Annotated in this window: 19 protein-coding genes; 17 read left to right on the top strand and 2 right to left on the bottom strand. The window is 38.7% G+C overall.

Translation table 11 applies throughout. The features are described from left to right. Positions 1-156 precede the first annotated feature (156 nt). The 6 genes from filA (at position 157) to filF (ending at position 8,173) form a co-directional block, all read left to right on the top strand. Complete coding sequence (gene filA / locus AC1M9J_RS13955; RefSeq protein WP_092768589.1) at positions 157-1,026, top strand: putative pilus system protein FilA; 870 nt, start codon at positions 157-159, stop codon at positions 1,024-1,026. A gap of 183 nt (positions 1,027-1,209) precedes the next feature. Further along, entirely contained in the window at positions 1,210-2,043 is an 834-nt protein-coding gene (filB, locus tag AC1M9J_RS13950; RefSeq protein ID WP_035268934.1) for a putative pilus system C39 family peptidase FilB, read from the top strand. A 65-nt stretch (positions 2,044-2,108) separates the two neighbouring features. Beyond that, the gene (gene filC, locus AC1M9J_RS13945) at positions 2,109-3,317 is read left to right on the top strand and encodes a putative pilus system protein FilC (RefSeq protein WP_092768595.1); all 1,209 of its coding nucleotides are present in this window, start codon (positions 2,109-2,111) and stop codon (positions 3,315-3,317) included. Between the two features lie 12 nt (positions 3,318-3,329). Beyond that, the gene (gene filD / locus AC1M9J_RS13940) at positions 3,330-4,997 is read left to right on the top strand and encodes a putative pilus system OmpP1/FadL family transporter FilD (protein WP_180000164.1); all 1,668 of its coding nucleotides are present in this window, start codon (positions 3,330-3,332) and stop codon (positions 4,995-4,997) included. Next, positions 4,997-6,253 carry a putative pilus assembly protein FilE gene (gene filE, locus AC1M9J_RS13935; RefSeq protein WP_481952517.1) on the top strand — a complete coding sequence of 419 codons (1,257 nt, stop codon included), beginning with the start codon at positions 4,997-4,999 and terminating at the stop codon, positions 6,251-6,253. Before filD ends, filE begins: the two co-directional genes overlap by 1 nt. A gap of 12 nt (positions 6,254-6,265) precedes the next feature. Continuing rightward, positions 6,266-8,173 (top strand): putative pilus system protein FilF, encoded by a 1,908-nt coding sequence (filF, locus tag AC1M9J_RS13930; protein ID WP_481952516.1) that lies wholly within the window; start codon positions 6,266-6,268, stop codon positions 8,171-8,173. A gap of 35 nt (positions 8,174-8,208) precedes the next feature. Here filF and AC1M9J_RS13925 read toward each other — a convergent pair whose 3' ends face one another. After that, complete coding sequence (locus tag AC1M9J_RS13925) at positions 8,209-8,757, bottom strand: NUDIX hydrolase (protein ID WP_035268253.1); 549 nt, start codon at positions 8,755-8,757, stop codon at positions 8,209-8,211. A gap of 130 nt (positions 8,758-8,887) precedes the next feature. Between AC1M9J_RS13925 and AC1M9J_RS13920 the strand changes: the two genes are divergently transcribed. The 9 genes from AC1M9J_RS13920 to AC1M9J_RS13880 all read left to right on the top strand — a co-directional run bounded on the left by AC1M9J_RS13920 (position 8,888) and on the right by AC1M9J_RS13880 (position 17,176). Further along, the gene (locus tag AC1M9J_RS13920; protein ID WP_035268255.1) at positions 8,888-9,502 is read left to right on the top strand and encodes a CoA pyrophosphatase; all 615 of its coding nucleotides are present in this window, start codon (positions 8,888-8,890) and stop codon (positions 9,500-9,502) included. Positions 9,503-9,529: 27 nt separating this feature from the next. Further along, complete coding sequence (locus tag AC1M9J_RS13915) at positions 9,530-10,060, top strand: gamma carbonic anhydrase family protein (protein WP_481952515.1); 531 nt, start codon at positions 9,530-9,532, stop codon at positions 10,058-10,060. Positions 10,061-10,182: 122 nt separating this feature from the next. Continuing rightward, positions 10,183-10,848, top strand: a complete 666-nt coding sequence (tsaB, locus tag AC1M9J_RS13910) for a tRNA (adenosine(37)-N6)-threonylcarbamoyltransferase complex dimerization subunit type 1 TsaB (RefSeq protein ID WP_481590799.1) — start codon at positions 10,183-10,185, stop codon at positions 10,846-10,848. Between the two features lie 12 nt (positions 10,849-10,860). Continuing rightward, positions 10,861-11,685 (top strand): undecaprenyl-diphosphate phosphatase, encoded by an 825-nt coding sequence (locus AC1M9J_RS13905; RefSeq protein WP_481592376.1) that lies wholly within the window; start codon positions 10,861-10,863, stop codon positions 11,683-11,685. Further along, positions 11,679-12,497, top strand: coding sequence for a class I SAM-dependent methyltransferase (locus tag AC1M9J_RS13900; RefSeq protein ID WP_481594036.1), 819 nt, complete (start codon positions 11,679-11,681; stop codon positions 12,495-12,497). Before AC1M9J_RS13905 ends, AC1M9J_RS13900 begins: the two co-directional genes overlap by 7 nt. Before the next feature lie 118 nt (positions 12,498-12,615). Continuing rightward, a complete protein-coding gene (locus AC1M9J_RS13895) occupies positions 12,616-14,040 on the top strand; it encodes a C13 family peptidase (RefSeq protein ID WP_180028728.1) in 1,425 nt (474 codons plus the stop codon). Positions 14,041-14,072: 32 nt separating this feature from the next. Further along, complete coding sequence (gene fghA / locus AC1M9J_RS13890; protein ID WP_481592379.1) at positions 14,073-14,909, top strand: S-formylglutathione hydrolase; 837 nt, start codon at positions 14,073-14,075, stop codon at positions 14,907-14,909. 219 nt (positions 14,910-15,128) lie between these two features. Continuing rightward, the gene (locus AC1M9J_RS13885) at positions 15,129-16,139 is read left to right on the top strand and encodes a YjgN family protein (protein ID WP_481952522.1); all 1,011 of its coding nucleotides are present in this window, start codon (positions 15,129-15,131) and stop codon (positions 16,137-16,139) included. Between the two features lie 11 nt (positions 16,140-16,150). Then, complete coding sequence (locus AC1M9J_RS13880) at positions 16,151-17,176, top strand: M48 family metallopeptidase (protein ID WP_481952514.1); 1,026 nt, start codon at positions 16,151-16,153, stop codon at positions 17,174-17,176. A 29-nt stretch (positions 17,177-17,205) separates the two neighbouring features. Here the strand turns inward: AC1M9J_RS13880 and AC1M9J_RS13875 are convergent, their stop codons facing one another. After that, positions 17,206-17,496 carry a DUF2218 domain-containing protein gene (locus AC1M9J_RS13875; protein WP_481594038.1) on the bottom strand — a complete coding sequence of 97 codons (291 nt, stop codon included), beginning with the start codon at positions 17,494-17,496 and terminating at the stop codon, positions 17,206-17,208. A gap of 229 nt (positions 17,497-17,725) precedes the next feature. Between AC1M9J_RS13875 and rpe the strand changes: the two genes are divergently transcribed. Both rpe and AC1M9J_RS13865 read left to right on the top strand, forming a co-directional pair. Further along, complete coding sequence (gene rpe / locus AC1M9J_RS13870) at positions 17,726-18,412, top strand: ribulose-phosphate 3-epimerase (protein ID WP_481610419.1); 687 nt, start codon at positions 17,726-17,728, stop codon at positions 18,410-18,412. 606 nt (positions 18,413-19,018) lie between these two features. Further along, the gene (locus AC1M9J_RS13865) at positions 19,019-19,336 is read left to right on the top strand and encodes a DMT family transporter (protein ID WP_481588038.1); all 318 of its coding nucleotides are present in this window, start codon (positions 19,019-19,021) and stop codon (positions 19,334-19,336) included. Positions 19,337-19,359: the final 23 nt, after the last annotated feature.

Genomic DNA, 19,359 nt, shown 5'->3' with positions numbered 1-19,359 from the left:
TTTCTTAACAGATATTGATCATAAGATAACATAAGGTTAACTTAATACTGCAAAGCGAACTGCTCAAGGATGAAGTTTCAGTCGTTAAATTATAAAAACTTCAGAAACACGGAGAGCAGTCAAAAAAATGAAAAAATGCTCTTGGGAGAGTACATAATGAAATTATTCACAAAATTGGCTTTAGTTTCTTCAATGGCGGTGAGCGTGAATGCTATGGCGATGCAGGCAATGGATGATGCATCACTCAGCGCAACGACTGGTCAAGATGGTATTACTATTGCCATTGATACAACTGCTGGTATCGAAATCGATAAGTTATATATTCATGATAATGATGGTTTTACAAATAGCGCTTTGACATTCGGTGATACGACCATTAATACAGCTGGCACTGCTGATCCAACAATTGGTGCTGGTGCAATCACGGTTAACGGTTTAACGATTTCAAAGGGTACTGGAAATACTCAAAACTTAGCAACGTTGAAAGTTGATGCCGCAGATGTTGGTGGTCAAGCGGTACTTAATGTTCTTGCTGAAACTGGTGCTTTAGACATCAATGTTGGTTCTATTGGGGTTGCAAGCTCTGGCACTTACAGTTCTGATGACAATGTTCGTGGTGTTGTTGAAGGTTCTGAAAAACAAATTATTACAGGTTTAACATTATCATTGGGTGCAACCAAAGCAAACGTTCAATTAGGTAATGCACCTCAAGGCGCTATGATTGTCGTTGATTCTGAAATCACTGGTGGTTTATCTACAAGCTTAACTATTAATGATACATCTACATCGGGTGGTGGTAGCATTGGAATCGAGGGCTTGAAAGTTACAAGTTCAGGCAGTAAAAACCTGAATGCTGACGCCAAAATTGGTGTAACAAAAGATGGATTATATATCAGCCCAGCTCAATCACCATTGAATGCTTACATCCAAAAAGTTTCTTTAGGTGAAGCTAATAAGAGTATCGGTTCAATCGAAGTTCAAGGTTTGAATTTGGGTAGCACTTCAATCAAAATTTCTGGTCACTAAGTTTTTATACAAAAAACGCGTGTTGATCACGCGTTTTTTAAATTTTGCGAATTTGAAATTAAAAAGTAAAAGTACTGTATTTTTAGGATGAAAAAGGTATTCTGAATATAAGAATAAATGTGAGTGCAAACTCCAACTACAGAATCATAAAGGCAAGTACGCCGAACTAGAACAGTTAACATTATGATAGAAATTACTTTAGGCTCTGCAATTATGTATTTTTTTGCGAGTCATGCTCTCGAAATTAAAGAAAAACCACGCGAAGCAGTTTATTACAGTGAGATTGCAGACTCACGACATCTATCTTATACAAAAAATCACCGTGAACCTGTAGCTATCAAGCCGGCTATCGAAAATCAGTTTAGAGGAATAGTCCGTCAAGCGTATGACTATAGTTGTGGTTCTGCGGCGTTGACGACAGTTCTTAATGGTCACGCTGGTCTAAATTTGACAGAACAACAAACCATGGAGGGATTGTTGCGATTTGGCGAGTATGATCGAATCATTGAGCGTAGAAGCTTTTCATTATTGGATATGAAGCGCTTCGTCACTGCTTTAGGTTATGAAAGTGGGGGTTACCGTGGTGAATTCAAAGACCTGATTAAACAGACACAACCTGCTATTGTTCCAATTCACTATGCAGGTTTTAAGCACTTTGTTGTATACAAAGCATATAAAGATGGAAGGGTTTATGTTGCTGACCCTGCATTAGGAAATATCAGTTTTGATGAAGCACGATTTAAAGAAATTTGGGAAAACAATACCTTATTTTTAGTGAACGTTCCTGAATCTCAACAGACAGATCTATTGGCATTACAAGAAACAGATTTAAGACATGTCGATGATGCAACAATTAACCGTTACGCCTTAGTTGATGCACAATTTTCGTCAGATTATATGAATAAAATCGCAGATAAAGCCTCAACTATGCGTAAAGTATTAGATCTTGATCCCAAATCTCCAACGTATAATCAACCCATTACAACATATATGCGGCTTTACTATAAACGTAAGTAATTTAAATGCAATTAAATTGAATTGAAACAAAATCCAAATAATGAAGAATTGTGGTAGGAAGTAAAATGAATAATCAATGGACGAAAAGAACGCTACTCGCAATCAGTATTCAAATGATTGTCACAGGCGTCTATGCAGCACCCGAAACAGTTGAAGCTCCATCAGAAGAGAATATTTCTCAAGATACTCAAAATAATACTGAAAATAGTTCTGCGACCGAGCTTGAACAAGCACAATCAAGTTATACGGCAGAATCTACTGAAAATGTTGATGCAACACCTTCTCTTAAGCCAGGTGTTGAAGGGCAGGCTGCAAATGCACTCCAACAAAAAGAAGGTGATGCGACGCAAGAGACTAACTTGCAGGAGGTTTTTTCCTCTAATGAGCGACAATATTCACTGATTAAGCGTGGTGAGTTTTCAACGTTCTATGATCTTGATTATTCGTACTATCGGGATTCTCAAATAAATGCTTCGATCGATGAAGGACAGTTGTATCAACTTCGTATTGATGAAGATGCAAATCATACGATTACCAATACCATCACAGCGCAATATGGTTTAAGAGATAACATCACGCTAAACGCTTCAATTCCATTGGTTGCAAAGTCTGATAGTGTCAAAGATACGACCACTGCTGGATTGGGTGATATTAGTTTAGGGGCGCGTTGGGAGCCATTTCCACTGAAAGAAGGTCGTTTGCCACTTATTTTGTTTGGTAATCTATCGACAAAAACAGGTGATAGCCCCTATGAAATTAATCCTTTGACGGATCTCTCAACAGGTAAGGGGTATTATTCAGTTGGTGTTGGTGCAAGTACAAGAAAATATATTGATCCAGTTGTATTGTTTGCGTCAGTATCAACAAATTATGGTTTTAAAGAATCTGGCTTAAATCAAATCCGAGGGGGAGGAAATACTCAAGGTGAAGGTTTAACCGGGCGTAACCGTGTTTTAGATACTTTTGAACCCGGTGTTACGGCTGGATTCTCGTTCGGGTTTGCATATTCATTTAACTATGATGTCTCCTTGACCATGTCTTATCAGCAATCAATGAACATGGGTACCAAATTTACATATGATACAGGTGAATATTACGAACCTGCGACTCAGACCAGCTCTATGTTTGCGGTGGCACTCGGTGTACGTGTTAGTCCGAAGACGATTGTCAATGGAACGATAGGTATCGGTTTAACTGAAGACTCTCCAGATGTTTCTCTCGGCCTATCGTTCCCATTAGATATACTCGGCTTCGGTAAGAAAAAAGCAAGCTAAAGGAGTTCGGAAATGAGTCAATTCCGTTTGCATCCTTTAGTTACGGCAATTGTTCTGAGTGGATGTAGTACGCAAGTCTTTGCACACCTTGGGCAGAATTTATCTGTAGATGTACGCTCATTATCAATGGGTAATGCTGTCACTGCAGATCCACCCGGGATTAGTGCAATTCACTTTAACCCTGCGGGTTTAACCAAACTCAAAGGGTTACAAACCGACGTTCAAGGCTTAGTTGCTAATTTTGATATTCAGCGTGAATTTTCCGCGCCATCAGGTTATGACGTCTTTGGATATTCTGATGATCCATTAATCTGTAATGATGCGCTTGATAATCCATCAAACCTCTGTACTGATTTTAAGGATTCTGTGAGAGGTGATGTCGAGTACGCATCCTTATATATTCCTATATTGAAAAAAATGGTGGATTTAGGAGAGGGATGGCCAGTAGCAGCTCCAACTGGAGGAATCTCCTACAACCCACCAGGATCTAAGTTTACTTTCGCTACAGCAGTTTATGCACCAATGGTTGCAGGTTTCGGTGCAGAAGATGGTAATCCGGGTAACTTCATGGGGCAGCAAGTTGCCATGGAGCGTATTACATATTTATCACCATCGATTGCATATCAAGTAAATGATGAACTTTCAATTGGTGCTTCAGTGGGCATGTCTTATCAAGCCATTGCCATGAAAACAGATTTACGTTTTCCAAATGAAATGATTGGTCTTCTTCGGATGGTGGATGAGTCTGTCTGTGCCCCTTTCCGTGGAGGGAATGACAATATTGTCACGAATATTTTGTTATTCGGCTTATGTAATACCAATGAGGGCATGAATCCATTTTCAACTTTCGGGAAAATCAATGTTGAAATGGAGCAGAGTTTATCACCAAGCTACAACTTAGGTGTCTTGTGGGAACCCACTGAAGAGTTTGGTTTGGGGCTGGTTTACCAAAGCGGTGCTAAAATGCGCTTGAAGGGTAAATATATTGTAGAAAATGGAAACGCATCCCGAGAATTAATCAAAGGACTAAACTCCTCACCTACGGGGCAAGTTTTGGCAACCATACTTGGTTTTCCGAACTATGTACCTGCGATTGAAACTGGTCTAATGTCTATGGATTTAGAATATCCAGCACATTTCCAAGCAGGGATTAAGTACAAAGTATTCCCGGACTTACAGGTAAATTTCGATGTGGGATGGACTGACTATGCGGCTTGGGATAAGTTTAAATTTGAGTTCGATCGTCAAATTTCTGCTCTGAAGATTGCAAAACTGTTATCTAATGATGTAACAGACTCTTCTTTATCTCTGCCTCTAGGTTTTCAATCTCCATGGAGTTGGGGCGTTGGCGTTGAATATTCTGCCAATGACCGTTTGAAATTCCGTGCTGGTTATGAACCTAGAACAAGTGCGATCCCAGATGGAAAGCGGAATACAATGGTACCGATCAATAATGCACAATTGTTTGGATTGGGTATTGGTTACCGTTTTGATGAAGATACAGATATTGATTTATCAGTCGGGTTCCTTCGTAGCCGCGATAGAATTCCAGCGGGATCAAGTAGCCTAGCCAATCTAGACGCCGTGGATAATTTATTACTTAATCCATATGCAGGCTTAAATGTATCGACGAATACTAAAGTTACGATTTTAGGTATTAATTATAGAACGAGATGGTAATGGACTTAAATCTTGAGCAATTTAAACAAATAAAAACAAGGGTGAGCCAGTCTCTCGGTTGTGTTTTATGTGCAGGTTCTTTTTTAGTAAGTCCTACATTGTATGCCCAAGACTTTTACACAATTATAGGTCCAGATGGCAGACCGATTGTCATCGAAAGAGCTGCATCTAGTGCCCAAAACAGCGAATCTATTAAAAATCAAAAATCAGTTCAAAGAGAAAATATTCAGCCAAAAATCATTCAAAAAAAACCAGCAGATGAGCCTAAAAAAATACAGGTTGAAATCGCTCAGCCGAGTATTAAAGCTCCTACAGCGAGCAAATCAGTTGGGCGCAGTCAAAATGACAATGTTGAACAATCAACAGTGAGTGTTGAAAAAAAGACTCAAGATCAAATGACGAAAATTGATCTTGCACAGACTAAAGTCAATACGAAACATGAGCAGTCATTAACAAAAAATAAATCTACACACGATCAAAATTCTAAAGAAAGCCTTCAACGTGTTGAGCAGATTTCAGATAGCAAAAACGCAGGTGGTTCACTGAAAGCTGAAACAGGAAGTCCTGTAACTGTGATTGATGGTGTTGAATACATTGATCATGAATATCTTGAGGATCATGAGTTTAATCTGGAAGGAAGAAAACGGTTTTATGTAGTTCCTGATACGCAGGGTGTAGGTGCAGCTCGTTTTGAAACGATTGAGCGACAAAAAGGGATTACCAAAGCCGTTTTATCTCAGTTCCTACAGCCGACAGAGCCTACAGCGAAAGAAGCAATGGCTTTATCGAGTACGTACATGCGTATTGAAGCAAAAGATCTTGCAGAATCTTTGGAACGTACATGCTTTCAAGATAAAAAAATTCAGAAAGCTAAGCGTTTGAAGGGTGCTCAAGGTGAAATTGGTTTATGGCCAGTTGCGCCATTGAAAGAACGTTTTGCTTATGAGGTGGTGGAGTTAGATGAATCAATTGATCAGATTCAAATTCAATCATTTGCTTCATCTCAAAATAACCCAACTTTTTATTGGCCGATTGCAGTATTTTTGGATCAGCAAGGTTGCATTTTAGAGGGAGCGACTGGTTTTAAAAGTACAGATACTCAAGCCAACGTCACGACATACTCTGCACTCGAAGGTATATTAAAAAAACCACCTCAAACACGATATTTATTACTCACCCCTTTAGTCGAATCAATTGATATTCAAAATCAAAAACTCGTGAATACTGGTCAGCTAAAGCTTAAGGCCATCAAATAAAAGAGAACTAGAATGAAAAAGTCTAATATTATCCCATTCACGTTTTCCACGCTTTTTTTAGCACTGACTGGATGTGGTGGAGAGAGTGCTAAAATAAATGAAGATCCTAACCGTGGTTCCGTTACAACCTCTAATGGTTGTTTAACCTCAAATGATGCTAATTGTCTTGGATTTGTCTTGGACTATCCTGTAGAGGGACTAAAGTTCGATTGTAGTACTGACAAACTGAATCACTATCGAACTGAACTCGATCCTAATGTTGCAACTGGTTCATGCCAAGTGGGAGACAAAGTTACATTTTATATTCAGGGTGAAGCCAGTGCTCGAAAAATTGAGTTAGGGACGGTCGATCTAGGTTCAATTGTGCCTAAGAAAATGAGCGATGTTTATATTCAGATTGGTGTACAAGATATGGCTCAAGGGCTAACTGGTAAGCCAATTGAAAATTTTAATATGTCCGATCCTACCTATAACGCAATGGTCGGAATTATACGAATTTTGCAAACATTAGGTGTAGATCAAATCAGTAATGTACCTGGTGATATACAGCAAGTTGTGCTGTCAAAAGACAATTTGGATGGTCTTCAAGTGATCAGCCAAAATATAACGGCCAATGAGTTCAAAAATGGCAGTTATGTTCAGATCCTGAAACCATGGTTAGATGTCGATAAGGTATCAATTGATGATGCGGAAAAAGTAGCACAACAGATCATCAGAATGAGAAGTGTGGGTATTTATCAGGCCAATCACTTAGTCTTTATTGGACAAAATACTAATTTCGCAGGGTTTCACGGCTCAAGCCTAAACAATAATCAAGCAATTGCTGATATGAGCGTAATTACTACGCGCGAAGGTTATGCGAGTGGTTATCTTTCACAGTGGAGAGGGAAACCAATTGTTACGGGTAGTAATACTTCAGAAGAGTTAGCACGAGTATTATTAATCAATCAAGTACCACCTGAAAAATTAGATGTCGTTTCTAATTCAAAAGATTGGTTGAATAATATCTCACAAAAAATACAAAAACCTTTAGTTTTTAAAAGTATTGAATCTTCAAATGACAAATTAGAAATCTATAAAGGAACTCTGTTTGGTCAATCCATTATTCCTGGTAATCAGTATGCTTATCAAGGATTCTTAGGCAGCAAGGTTACACCTACAAGCACTGAGGTATATGGGGAGTGGCGTCAAGATGTCAATTCTGAGCGCTATACAGGTAAGCTTGATATTCTAAAATACAGTCCAGTGAGCTATTTAGATCGTAAAGTGTTCAAAACACGTAAAAATGTTGAATCTGGGGATCAAATTATTTTCCCATTATACGCAGATTTAGTGTTTAACTTTAATGATAAAACGATTCCATCACAAACAGTGAGTATCGTCATTGATGAAAATGGAGATATACGAACCAATCGTACTGCATCGAGTTTAAAATCTACCACTTGTCCAAGCATTAAGAATACTTCAACCATGACCGATGAATTGGATGTTCAACAATTCATTATTGGTACGATAGGCACAACATATTCAACTGCAAATGATAAATCTCTGACAATACGTATGATTCTAGCGAATCCAATTTTTGGGAACCTAAATGGGGTCAGAGCTGGACTAAATAACAGACCAGACTTTGGAGTCGATTCTAATAGTGAACTTGTGTCATCTGGAGGCGTACGTTTAAATTTACAAAACTTAATCGTAAATAATGACATAAGAGCGGGTATTAATATCACGAGTTGGGATACTAAGGGCTCTACAGCCGCAGCTGAATGGGTGAATACGCATGCGACATACCAACACACGTACAATTCGATTCCAGAGAATAAACCAACGACTGAACAACTTAATCTAGCAAAGCTTAGAACAGGAACAATTGAAATTGCTTTAACACCTTGTTATCAAATAGGTCGAAAAGCTTAACCAAAAAAACTCCATCTTATGAGATGGAGTTTTTTTTAACCTGTTTGATCAAGTCGAGTACCTAAGGTCTCTAAGTGTGTAGGAAAATGATTCGATTTTCGGTCTTCAAAATAATGACGAAGCGTTCGTTCAACACTTGGGAAAGCTAAACTATCCCATGGAATCTCGTGTTCTTCAAATAAACGACTTTCGATGGTTTCTTCACCAGCTCCAAATTTACCTTCAACAAGGTGAGATTTAAATAATACGTAAATTTGACCAATACGAGGGATATTGTACATACAGTACAATTGCTCAATTTCCACTTCAGCTTCAGCTTCTTCACGAGTTTCACGAGCTGCACCTTGCTCCATTGTCTCGAAGAGTTCCATATATCCTGCTGGTAGCGTCCAAAGACCATAGCGCGGCTCAATCGCTCTACGACATAAGAGTACTTTATCTTCCCAAATCGCTAAGGCTCCACAAATGACCTTTGGATTCACATAGTGAATGGTTTTACAATGCGTACAGACTTGGCGTACTTTATGATCACCTAAAGGAATCTGTTCGGTCGTCGGTTGCCCACAGGCCGTGCAAAAAGGCATATGCTGTCAAGTAAAAATGAGATGATTCAGCATACCCCAAAAAAATAACTTTCGCATCATTTATAGCCTTATGCACAAAATTTCATATATGATGGGATGAGAATAAAAAAGAGAGATCGAGCTATTCAAGATGATGGATCATTCATTAACATTGCAACTGCAACAACACCTTAGGTTTTCTAAACGCATTCAAAAAGCTGATGCTGCAGTATTACTTGCAATCACCAATGAAGATGATCCTAAAATTCTGCTGACGCGTCGCTCTATTTATATGAATAATCATGCGGGTGAAGTGTCATTCCCAGGAGGAAAAAGAGATCCGAACGACACCAGTAATATTGTTGTTGCACTCCGAGAAGCGTGGGAAGAAACGGCTTTGAATCCGTTCGATGTAAAGTTGCTAGGTGATCTGCCTTCAGAGCGCTCGAAAGCGGGTGTTTTAGTAAAACCTGTGGTTGGATTGATACCGCCTAATGTGAAGCTTGTCCCACAACCTACAGAAATCGATCGTATTTTTTTTGCTTCAATCCGCGAAATGATGGATGCTCGCCCAACACCTTATGAAGTTCGATTGGCTAAGCAATCAATCTATTTTCCAAGTTTAAGAGTTGAGAATGAGGTGATATGGGGTCTTACAGCAAGGATCCTGATTTCGTTGTTTCAGTATGGCTTAAATTATAAAAAAAACTGGCCCTTTTTGCTCAATTCCCCAAGTTTTAAATCTTCAATTTTCAAACAACATTAAAATATTAAATGCATAGGATTGCTGCATATGATGTACAAATTTCAAGACAAAACCCCTTCAACGACGATTCAACCATGGAATGGATGGATTGCAGACAATGCCACTGTGATTGGCGATGTTGAACTTGGACAAGAGGTGAGTGTTTGGTTTGGTGCGGTAATACGCGGGGATAACTGCAAAATTCGTATTGGTGATTTCAGTAATATTCAAGAAAATGCCGTCTTACACACTGATCCGGGCATTGAATTGAATGTTGGGCAATATGTCACCATTGGTCATCAAGCAATGTTACATGGTTGTACGATTGGAGATAATAGTTTGATTGGTATCAACGCCGTCATATTAAATAATGCTGTAATCGGTAAAAATTGCATTATTGGCGCGAATGCGTTGATTCCAGAAGGTAAAATCATCCCAGATAATTCATTGGTGATGGGCTCTCCTGGCAAAGTAATAAAAACATTAGATGAGTTTGCAGAAGCTAAACTCAAAATGAGTGCGATGCATTATGCGCATCATTTCAAAAATTTCACTCAGCTTGAAAAATTTGAATTTTAAATATAAGTGTTGAGATTGATACGAGCGTTCAATAATCACTAAATCTGAACAGATCTGCTCTCGCAGGAATAATTCGAGTGGAGTATGATTAGCACCATTTTTAACGATTTATAGGGGCATGCATGAAATTGCTTGCATTAGAAACTGCCAATGAGCAGTGCTCAGTTTCGTTAATTGATGAGAATCAAGTACTTTTTTATCAACTAGATGATCGTGCAAAAGCGCAGACCCAATCTATCCTCCCAATGATTGAAGCAGCTTTTCAGCAAGCTGAAGTACACGTTTCAGATTTGGATGCGATCGCTTTTAGTCGTGGTCCTGGCTCATTCAGCGGTGTGCGTATTAATGCAGCAGTCACTCAGGCGCTTGCATGGTCACATGACGTGCCTGTGATTCCTGTTTCATCCCTTCAAGCTCTGGCACAGGCTGCTTATCGAATGTATCAACTGACAGAAGTTACGGCTGTACTTGATGCAAGAATGAGTGAGGTCTACATCGCAAGTTTTCAGTTAAATGCTCAAGGTTTAATGCAGTTGGTAGATGAAGAGCAGTTATTAAATTATGAAAATGCTGCAGCCTATCAAAAGTATCAAATGATTGGTTCGGGAACAAAATGTATTCATCCCGAATTAAATGATTATTCAAATGTCCAAGCAACTGCTGAGGATATAGCCACGATTGCACGTGAACATGCTTTAAAAGAACAATGGCTCAGTGCCGATCTCGCACTACCCGTTTATTTACGTGACAATGCGTGGAAAAAAATTCCAGAACAAGGCAAAGCATAATTAGGAATTTCTATGGATCTTTTACTGCTGCTTAAAGCGGCAATTATGGGTATCGTTGAAGGTATTACTGAGTTTTTACCCATTTCTAGTACAGGCCATTTAATTTTAGCCGCTGAACTCATGAATTTCTGGACCAAGGAAAAAAGTGATGTCTTTGTGATTGCCATTCAAATGGGGGCAATCGCAGCGGTTATTTATGAATATTGGTCGCGCTTATGGGGTGCTGCAACGGGTATGGTCACTGGCGAAGCACAAGGTAGAAGACTCGGATTTGGTTTAATCTTGGCTTCAATCCCAATTGTTACAATAGGTTTGACCTTTGGGCAAACAGTAAAAGAGCTATTATTTAATAACTACGCGATTGCAATTGGCCTGATTGTGGGTGGTTTAATTATCATTTGGGTAGAAAAAAATCCCCCAAGAATACGTGTCAAAGAAGTTGAAGAGCTCAGTTATAAAGATGCAATTTGGATTGGTTTAATTCAAGTGCTCTCTTTGATCCCAGGTACATCACGTTCTGGTGCTACGATCATCGGGGCAATGTTTTTAGGCGTTTCCCGCAAAGCAGCGACCGAATTTTCATTCTTTCTTGGAATTCCAGTCATTATTGGTGCTGGATTATTAGATTTATATCAAAGCTATGATGTGTTCCAGACTGCTGAAGATTGGGCAGTGTTGACAACTGGGTTGATTGTTTCATTTGTCTCAGCTTTATTACTCATTCGAGCTTTGGTTGCCTATGTCGCAAAACGTGATTTTATGATTTTTGCTTGGTATCGAATTGCTTCAGGTTTAGTGATCCTTCTCTTTGCATTTACAGGTTGGAAATTATGGTAAGCGAAATACGCTTATTTGCTGAACGAGATTTTCTTGAGAAAGCACAGCATTTTAATGCTGTGCTTTCTTCTCGTGGGGTGCAGTCAACAATCGAAGAGGTTGAAAAATTGAATGCTCGATTTTTCAGACATCATCCTGAACTTGCGCTTTGTGTTGATCAAGATGGGTTGTGGCTGTGCGCACAGGGCATGCGTATGCAACCTGATTGGAAAGCCGAAGTCGGTCGCTTAAAACGTGCTAGCTTGAAATCTGAAATGATTGCGAGGGCATGCCAGTTATCTGAAAAACCCCAGCTCATTGATGCCACCGCAGGGCTTGGGCATGACAGTTTACTGATGGCACATTTAGGGGCAAATGTCACATTAGTTGAACGACATCCAATTTTATATACTTTGTTAGAATCTACTCATCAACAAGCGAGTCTTGACCCATTTTTAAAGAGTATTGTTGCGCGTATTCAGCTGGTTTTTTCAGATTCCGCTGATTATCTTAAGCAATGTGAAAACCAACACGTCGATGCCGATGTAGTATATTTAGATCCAATGTTTCCACAGCGCGATCAGAATCAAAATGCCATTAAAAAACAAGCGCAAGTTAAAAAACAAATGCAGCTGTTACATCTTCTGTTGCCTGAAGATGGAGAGATGGATTTAGGTGAAGAATTGTTGGCATTGGCTCAAAGCGTTGCTAAGCGAGTTATTGTAAAGCGACCAAGGCATGCTGTTTATCTCAATGCGCAAAAACCTGATCATCAATGGTTAGGTGATGCATGTCGCTTTGATGCCTATTTTCAAACGATTGTTTCTGAGTAGTTTGGTAAATGACTCAAAAATAATCGAAAAATTGTTATATAGTTAAAAGTAGCATTGATAATTATTTAACCGAGCATAAACTTAAAAAAGCTGATCCAAGCACCTACACAGTAATCTTATGATAGACCTTAAACCTTCAATTAACTTTTGGCATGATTTAAAAAGTAACCAGCTTGCAGGGATTTGGTTATTTTTAGGTTCAAGGAAATCACTACAGATTGTAAGGCCATCAATTCTTCAACTTATTTTTTGGGGAATTCTTGGAGGTTCAGCGAGCTCTTTATTTAGCTGGTTGTTATCGAATGGTGCTGGAGAATTTAATTCTCAAGGATTAGTGAGTTATGCGCTCTGGCCATTTATTGCTTTAATTGTTGGGATTTTCCTTTCACAGCGTACTAATAATCCACGTTTGATGTTAGTGCCAGCATTACTTTGGTTAGTACTAGACACACATATTGTTTTGATTCAGTGTCTTATCCAATATTATTTTAATAACTTTGACTATCAACCTAATTTCCTTGTTGATCATTTGCAGCACATATTTTCTTTATTGTTTGTTTGGCAAAGTTTAGCTGTTGTTTGGGTTTTTTCGCGTGAATTAAAATGGCCTTGGTGGGAGCGACTGCTCATCATGATCGCCACGTTTTTTACACTTTTTGTGTGGCAGATTTCGTCACAAAGTCAACCAATTTGGAAGGTAGATGAGGCGCCTCCAAGTATTTCAGAACAATCATTTTACGCGCAAAGCAGATTATTAAATCAGGCGCTTGAACAGATCCAATTTGGAGAGTTCGCGAACTCGCATTGGTATTTTATGGGCGTAGCTGGTGCAAGTTATCAAGATGTATTCAAATTGGAAATTCAAAGATTTAAAGATCAATTTGATACGCGTTTCGGAACCTTTGGTCGTTCAATTGCGTTAATTAATAATCCTGCAACTCGCGAAGAATATCCAATTGCGTCAAAGACCAGTATTGATTTGGCATTGCAACGTATTGGCGCTCAGATGAATCGTGAAAGTGATGTCCTGTTTCTTTATATGACTTCCCATGGATTGAGTAACCAATTTCAAATGGAAAATACGCCAATTGATTTGGAAGACATAGATCCAAAATGGTTGCGCCAAACGCTTGATAAATCAGGGATCAGATGGAGAGTCATTGTGATTTCATCATGTTTCTCTGGTAGTTTTATTCCAGCGTTGCAATCGCCAGATACATTAGTCATTACTGCAGCTGCAGCAGATCGAGAGTCTTTTGGTTGTTCAAATGATGCAGACTCGACTTATTTTGGACGTGCTTTCTTTGATTTAGCGATGCGTGAAAAAAATAGCTTACGTGAAGCCTTTGAAGATGCATCAGTCAATATTGCGCATTGGGAAAATGCACAAGGGTTTATGCCATCAGAGCCACAATGGGTCATTGGTAAGAATATGGAAATTATGTTGCCGCAACTTGAAAAGAGATTATTTCCTCAGGTTGGATTATCAACCGTAAGTAGTGAACACCAGAGTGATAGTGCTCAGTTTACGAATATGCGATGATGTTTTAAAAATTAAATGTGTGAGGCAGTGCAATGGAATTGGTTCAAAAGAATAAATGTTTTGATGGTGAACAACGTGTTTATCAGATCAATTCAAAGTTTTTGAAAAATCCCACTAAATTTTCTGTATTTTTACCTTCACAGGCACTCGAGGGTCAAAAATGTATTGCGTTGTACTATCTTGCAGGTTTGACTTGTACTGAAGAAACTTTTGTTATCAAAGCACATGCACAACGTTTAGCTGCACAATTGGGAATTATCTTGATTGCTCCAGATACATCACCTCGTGGTGACGACGTGGCGGTCGGGGATTCTTGGGATATAGGGCAAGGGGCTGGATTCTATTTAAACGCAACTCAAGCACCTTGGGCTGAGCATTATCAGATGGAGTCGTATCTTATACAGGAGTTGTATCCTTTAGTTCTTACATCGTTTCCTGTACAGGATGACGGGATTGGTATTTTTGGTCACAGCATGGGAGGGCACGGTGCACTCACGCTTGCTTGGAAATATCCAGACTTATTCAAGTCAGTCTCAGCATTTGCACCGATTTGTGCACCATCAATTTGTCCATGGGGTGAAAAGGCATTTTCAGCTTACCTCGGAGAAGATCGTGAGTTATGGAAAGCACATGATGCGAATGAGCTCGTGAAAGCAAAGGGTGCTCTATATCACGAAATTTTAATTGATCAGGGGGTTGCAGATCAGTTTTATGCTCAACTTAATCCAGCACTATTTGCTGAATCATGTAAAACCGTAGGTCAAAAGCTCACATTGCGTGAGCACGAGGCTTATGATCACGGATACTTCTTTATCCAAAGTTTTATTGATGATCATCTGCAATTCCATGCTTTACAATTGCAAAATTAATCTGATTTGAATTTTAAGATATTCATACTTAAGTTCGTTATAATGTGTGCGATATCACATTTAAACCATGTTGAATGATGACATCTCTCGGGATGTCATTTTTTATAATCAGAGAAAATAATAATGAATTCATCAGAACACTCCGCTGAACAAGCACCCTTACCATTGATCAACGATCCATTTCCATTATCTGATGCAGATGAAAATCGACCGATTTATATGGGGAAAGTATTTAAATTTAAATTTCATGGCAATGCGATGGAGTACTTTGGCATATGGATCGTCAATATTTTATTGACGATTGCGACATTGAGCCTATATGCGCCATGGGCGAAAGTACGTCGTTTAAGATATTTTTATAACAATACCGAATTTTTTCATCGCTTTTTTGATTTTACTGGTTTACCGACTAAAATTTTGATTGGTCGACTGATAGCCATTGGCATTTGGGCAATATTTGCGATTGCCTCATATATGGATATGACGATAGCAGCATTTGGTGGACTGATTATTTATATTGCTCTTCCATGGTTGGTTCGTGCCACAATTCGATTTAATGCGCGCAACAGTAAATTTGGGAACAGCCGTTTTTATTTTTCTGGCACGAATAAAGAAGCCTATAAACAATTTTTACTTGCGCTTGCTATCACCATTTTTACATTAGGTATATTTAGCCCTGTCGCAATTTGGATTTATAAAAAATATACGCTTAATCATTTGTACGTTGGACAACTCAAATTTCAATTAAACAATGACTGGCCTAGTTATATGCGAGCAGTATATGTTCCCATGATTCTCTTTGTATTGATTCTTATGCTCATCGGATTTGGTGGTTCGACATTATCAATACTCAGTGGTCATGGAATGGATATGATGCTGATGATGATCTTTGCCGTTTATGTGATTGGAATGTTGTTTATTGGTCCGTTAATACAGGCACGAATTTTTATTACTACGTGGAATAGCACAACACTCAACAACAGTCAGTTTAAGACCAGTTGTAATCAATGGCGCTATGCATGGATTGTTGCGAGTAATTGGATCGCTAGAATCTTAAGTTTAGGATTATTGTCAGCATGGGCTGCTATTCGCATTTATCGATACCAAGTTGAATCGATGAGCTTAGAATTAAATGATGATCCAAACCTGATGATGAATATTGCGCAAAGTGATCATAGTGCCATCGCGGAAGAAATTAGTGATATTTTTGATATTGATATTTCACTTTAGGAGTTAATTCAATGAATCAACCTCTCACAGTGACATATTATGATGGTGTTCTTTCTAAGCCTTTTACAGCACAGATTCGCCCTGCTAATCAAGACAGTATCGCTGTCAGTTATACAGATAAAGGCGAAGTGAAAACAGTCTACTATCATGCAGATGAAATGGTATTGCTTGGTAAAATTGGTCGACGTAATCCAGCTTTAGAGTTAACACATGACGCTAGGATTGAATTTCATGAGCGTCAGCTTCCTGAATGGTTGCCTGTTGAGCATAAAAATTTTCATCAAAAAGTATGGAAACTTGAACGTACACCATCGTTGATTATTTTTAGTGTTATTTTCGTGGTCGCACTTGGTTTCTCCGTCATTAAATGGGGAATACCGACGGCATCGCACATTGTTGCTTTCCAGCTGCCAGAAAATACGCTGAATCGTTTGGGTGGACAGGCAGAAGTTTATTTAGCCGAATACACTAAACCTTCTCAGTTATCACAGCAAAGACAGGATCGGATTCTCGCGGATTATCTGAAATATGTTGCTGAGGGTCGTCCCGCTCAGGTGAAATTTAGGGAAGGTACCTCGCTTGGAGCCAATGCACTCGCATTGCCAAACAATACAATTTATCTCACCGATGAATTAGTGAAGCTTGCCAAGAATGATCAGGAAATTATCGGCGTTTTGGCACATGAACAAGCACATTTATTAAAACGTCACAGCTTACAACAAGGTCTTTCGAGCCTAGGATTCAGTGTACTTTATATTGCTATCACTGGTGATGGATCGGATTTAATTGCGACTTTGCCAGTTGCCATGATTGGTGCAGGATATTCACGGAAGTTTGAGTTAGAATCAGATCAGTATGCGCTAGAACTCATGCATAAACATGAAATGGATACAGTGCATTTTGCAAACTTTTTAAAACGTATGAGTGATGATATGGGAGAAGACGAAGATCAATCAAAAATTCTTGATCTCTTTGCAAGTCATCCTGCCACTGAAGAACGAATTCGCCGTGTTACTGAATTTAAACAGCAACAATAATGAAAAGCCGACTTTATGTCGGTTTTTCTTTAACTTTCTCTAGACCATATAACTTGATAGTCAGCTTGAACCATGCGATTGATATGATCAAGCACGACATTTTCTAGTCGTATTAATTCTTCTAAAGATATTTCTTCTTTATTCACAATACTGACATGAAGTTGATCAGGTTGTATTGATAATTCAACTGTCACTTTTGGCATAAAAATTTGATATTGGTCATCGGTATTGGTGACATCAAATTTATGTTTCCAATGATTGCTTAATCGTTTAGCGATACGTAATGCTTCGGAGCTGTCTATCGTTGTGGTTGTTTTCATTATTTACCGTAATGCTTGAAATTTATTGTATCTTAACATTCATCTCACCATAAGGTTGTTCCGAATATGCAACATAGCTTTGCATAAGTCATATTCCGTCCTTGAAGATTTTTTTATCAACGATTTGCATTTTGAGTTGAAATTTAAATAGCAGTAATTTCGAAGGAATGAATAAACGAAGTTTTGCTATAATCAACTTTTGAATTCTAATTTCCCGCCAGGTCCTGACATGTCCAAGCCATTCTTAATTGCTCCATCGATTTTATCTGCTGATTTCGCTCGCTTAGGTGAAGAAGTCGAAAACGTACTTGAAGCAGGTGCAGATGTGGTCCATTTCGATGTAATGGACAATCATTATGTACCAAATTTAACTTTTGGTGCTGGTGTATGTAAGGCACTTAAAAAATATGGTATTCAGGCCCCAATTGACGTTCATCTTATGGTGAAACCAGTCGATCGTATGATCGGAGATTTCTTAGAAGCGGGTGCAGATATCATCACTTTTCATCCAGAAGCATCAGACCATATCGACCGTTCATTGCAGCTGATTAAAGCTGGTGGTGCTAAAGCAGGTTTAGTTTTTAACCCTGCAACGCCTTTACATTACCTTGATTATGTACTGGATAAAGTGGATCAAGTCTTATTAATGAGCGTCAACCCTGGCTTCGGTGGACAAAAATTTATCCCAATGACGCTAGATAAACTTCGTAAAGCACGCAAAATTATTGATGCATCTGGTAAAGATATTCGCTTAGAAGTTGATGGTGGTGTTGGTCCAGCAAATATTCGTGAAATCGCTGAAGCTGGTGCAGATATGTTTGTAGCTGGTTCTGCCATTTTTGGAAAGCCAGATTATAAAGCTGTAATTGATGAAATGCGTGCAGAGTTGGCGAAAGTAGGTTCAATTAACGTTTGATCCGAAACATGTATAACACTACACACATCTGTGGATAAGTCTATGGATAACGTGGTGGATATCTGTGTTGATAACAGTCTGGATAATTTGATTAGATTATAATCATATTTAGTTCAATGGTTTGTTTATTAGACAATAAATGTATAAAAAGGACTCATTTGAGTCCTTTTTTACAAAAAATGGATCTTCTTATCTTTTCTGTTGTATTGTTTGGGGGAGAAATTTTCGTTGCTCATTATTTGGCTTATCTTCGTGAATAAGTCTTAAAAGAGCGAGATAAAAAATCAATTTAAACATCCCAGACCAGTGATTCTATAGTGCAGTAAAGTGTTTTAATTTAGTGTGGATTTAGTCTTCTATCTGCCAATAGCGATCGCCTTTGTAATGCAATAGCCTAAAAATGCAGAAATAATCTAGAAAAGCTAGTCCGATAATGACCTATTTTTTGTAGGTGTATTTTGGGTCAAAAATTGTAAAATTGCGCCTATTTTGTGCGTGTGTTGATATAATTCAACCATCATTTGGAGGAACGACCTCCCTCATTTCTCTGAGAAAAATCGTCAGGACGGCCTGACTCTTAAATTATTTTAATTGGGAGCAGGCATCATGGCTTGGTTTATTCTTATTCTCGCGGGTTTATTTGAGATCGTTTGGGCATATAGTATGAAAATGTCTGAAGGATTTACTAAATTCACACCGACTGCAATTACTCTATTTTTTATGGTTCTCAGTTTTGGGTTGTTGGCACATGCCATGAAAACATTCCCTCTGGGAACTGCCTATACGATTTGGACGGGGATTGGTGCAGTAGGGTCTTTTTTAGTCGGCATTTTTATTCTGGGTGAGCCTGCGACAGCAATGCGGATGATTGCGGCTATTCTGATTATTTCAGGTTTAGTCATGATGAAATTAGCTTCAGCGTAAGATTTAAGGCAGCGTATCCATAC

It is taken from the genome of Acinetobacter sp. ANC_7588 (genome assembly GCF_056783995.1).
Note: the sequence above shows the minus strand (reverse complement) of the source record. Positions and strands in the feature narration are given on the sequence as shown.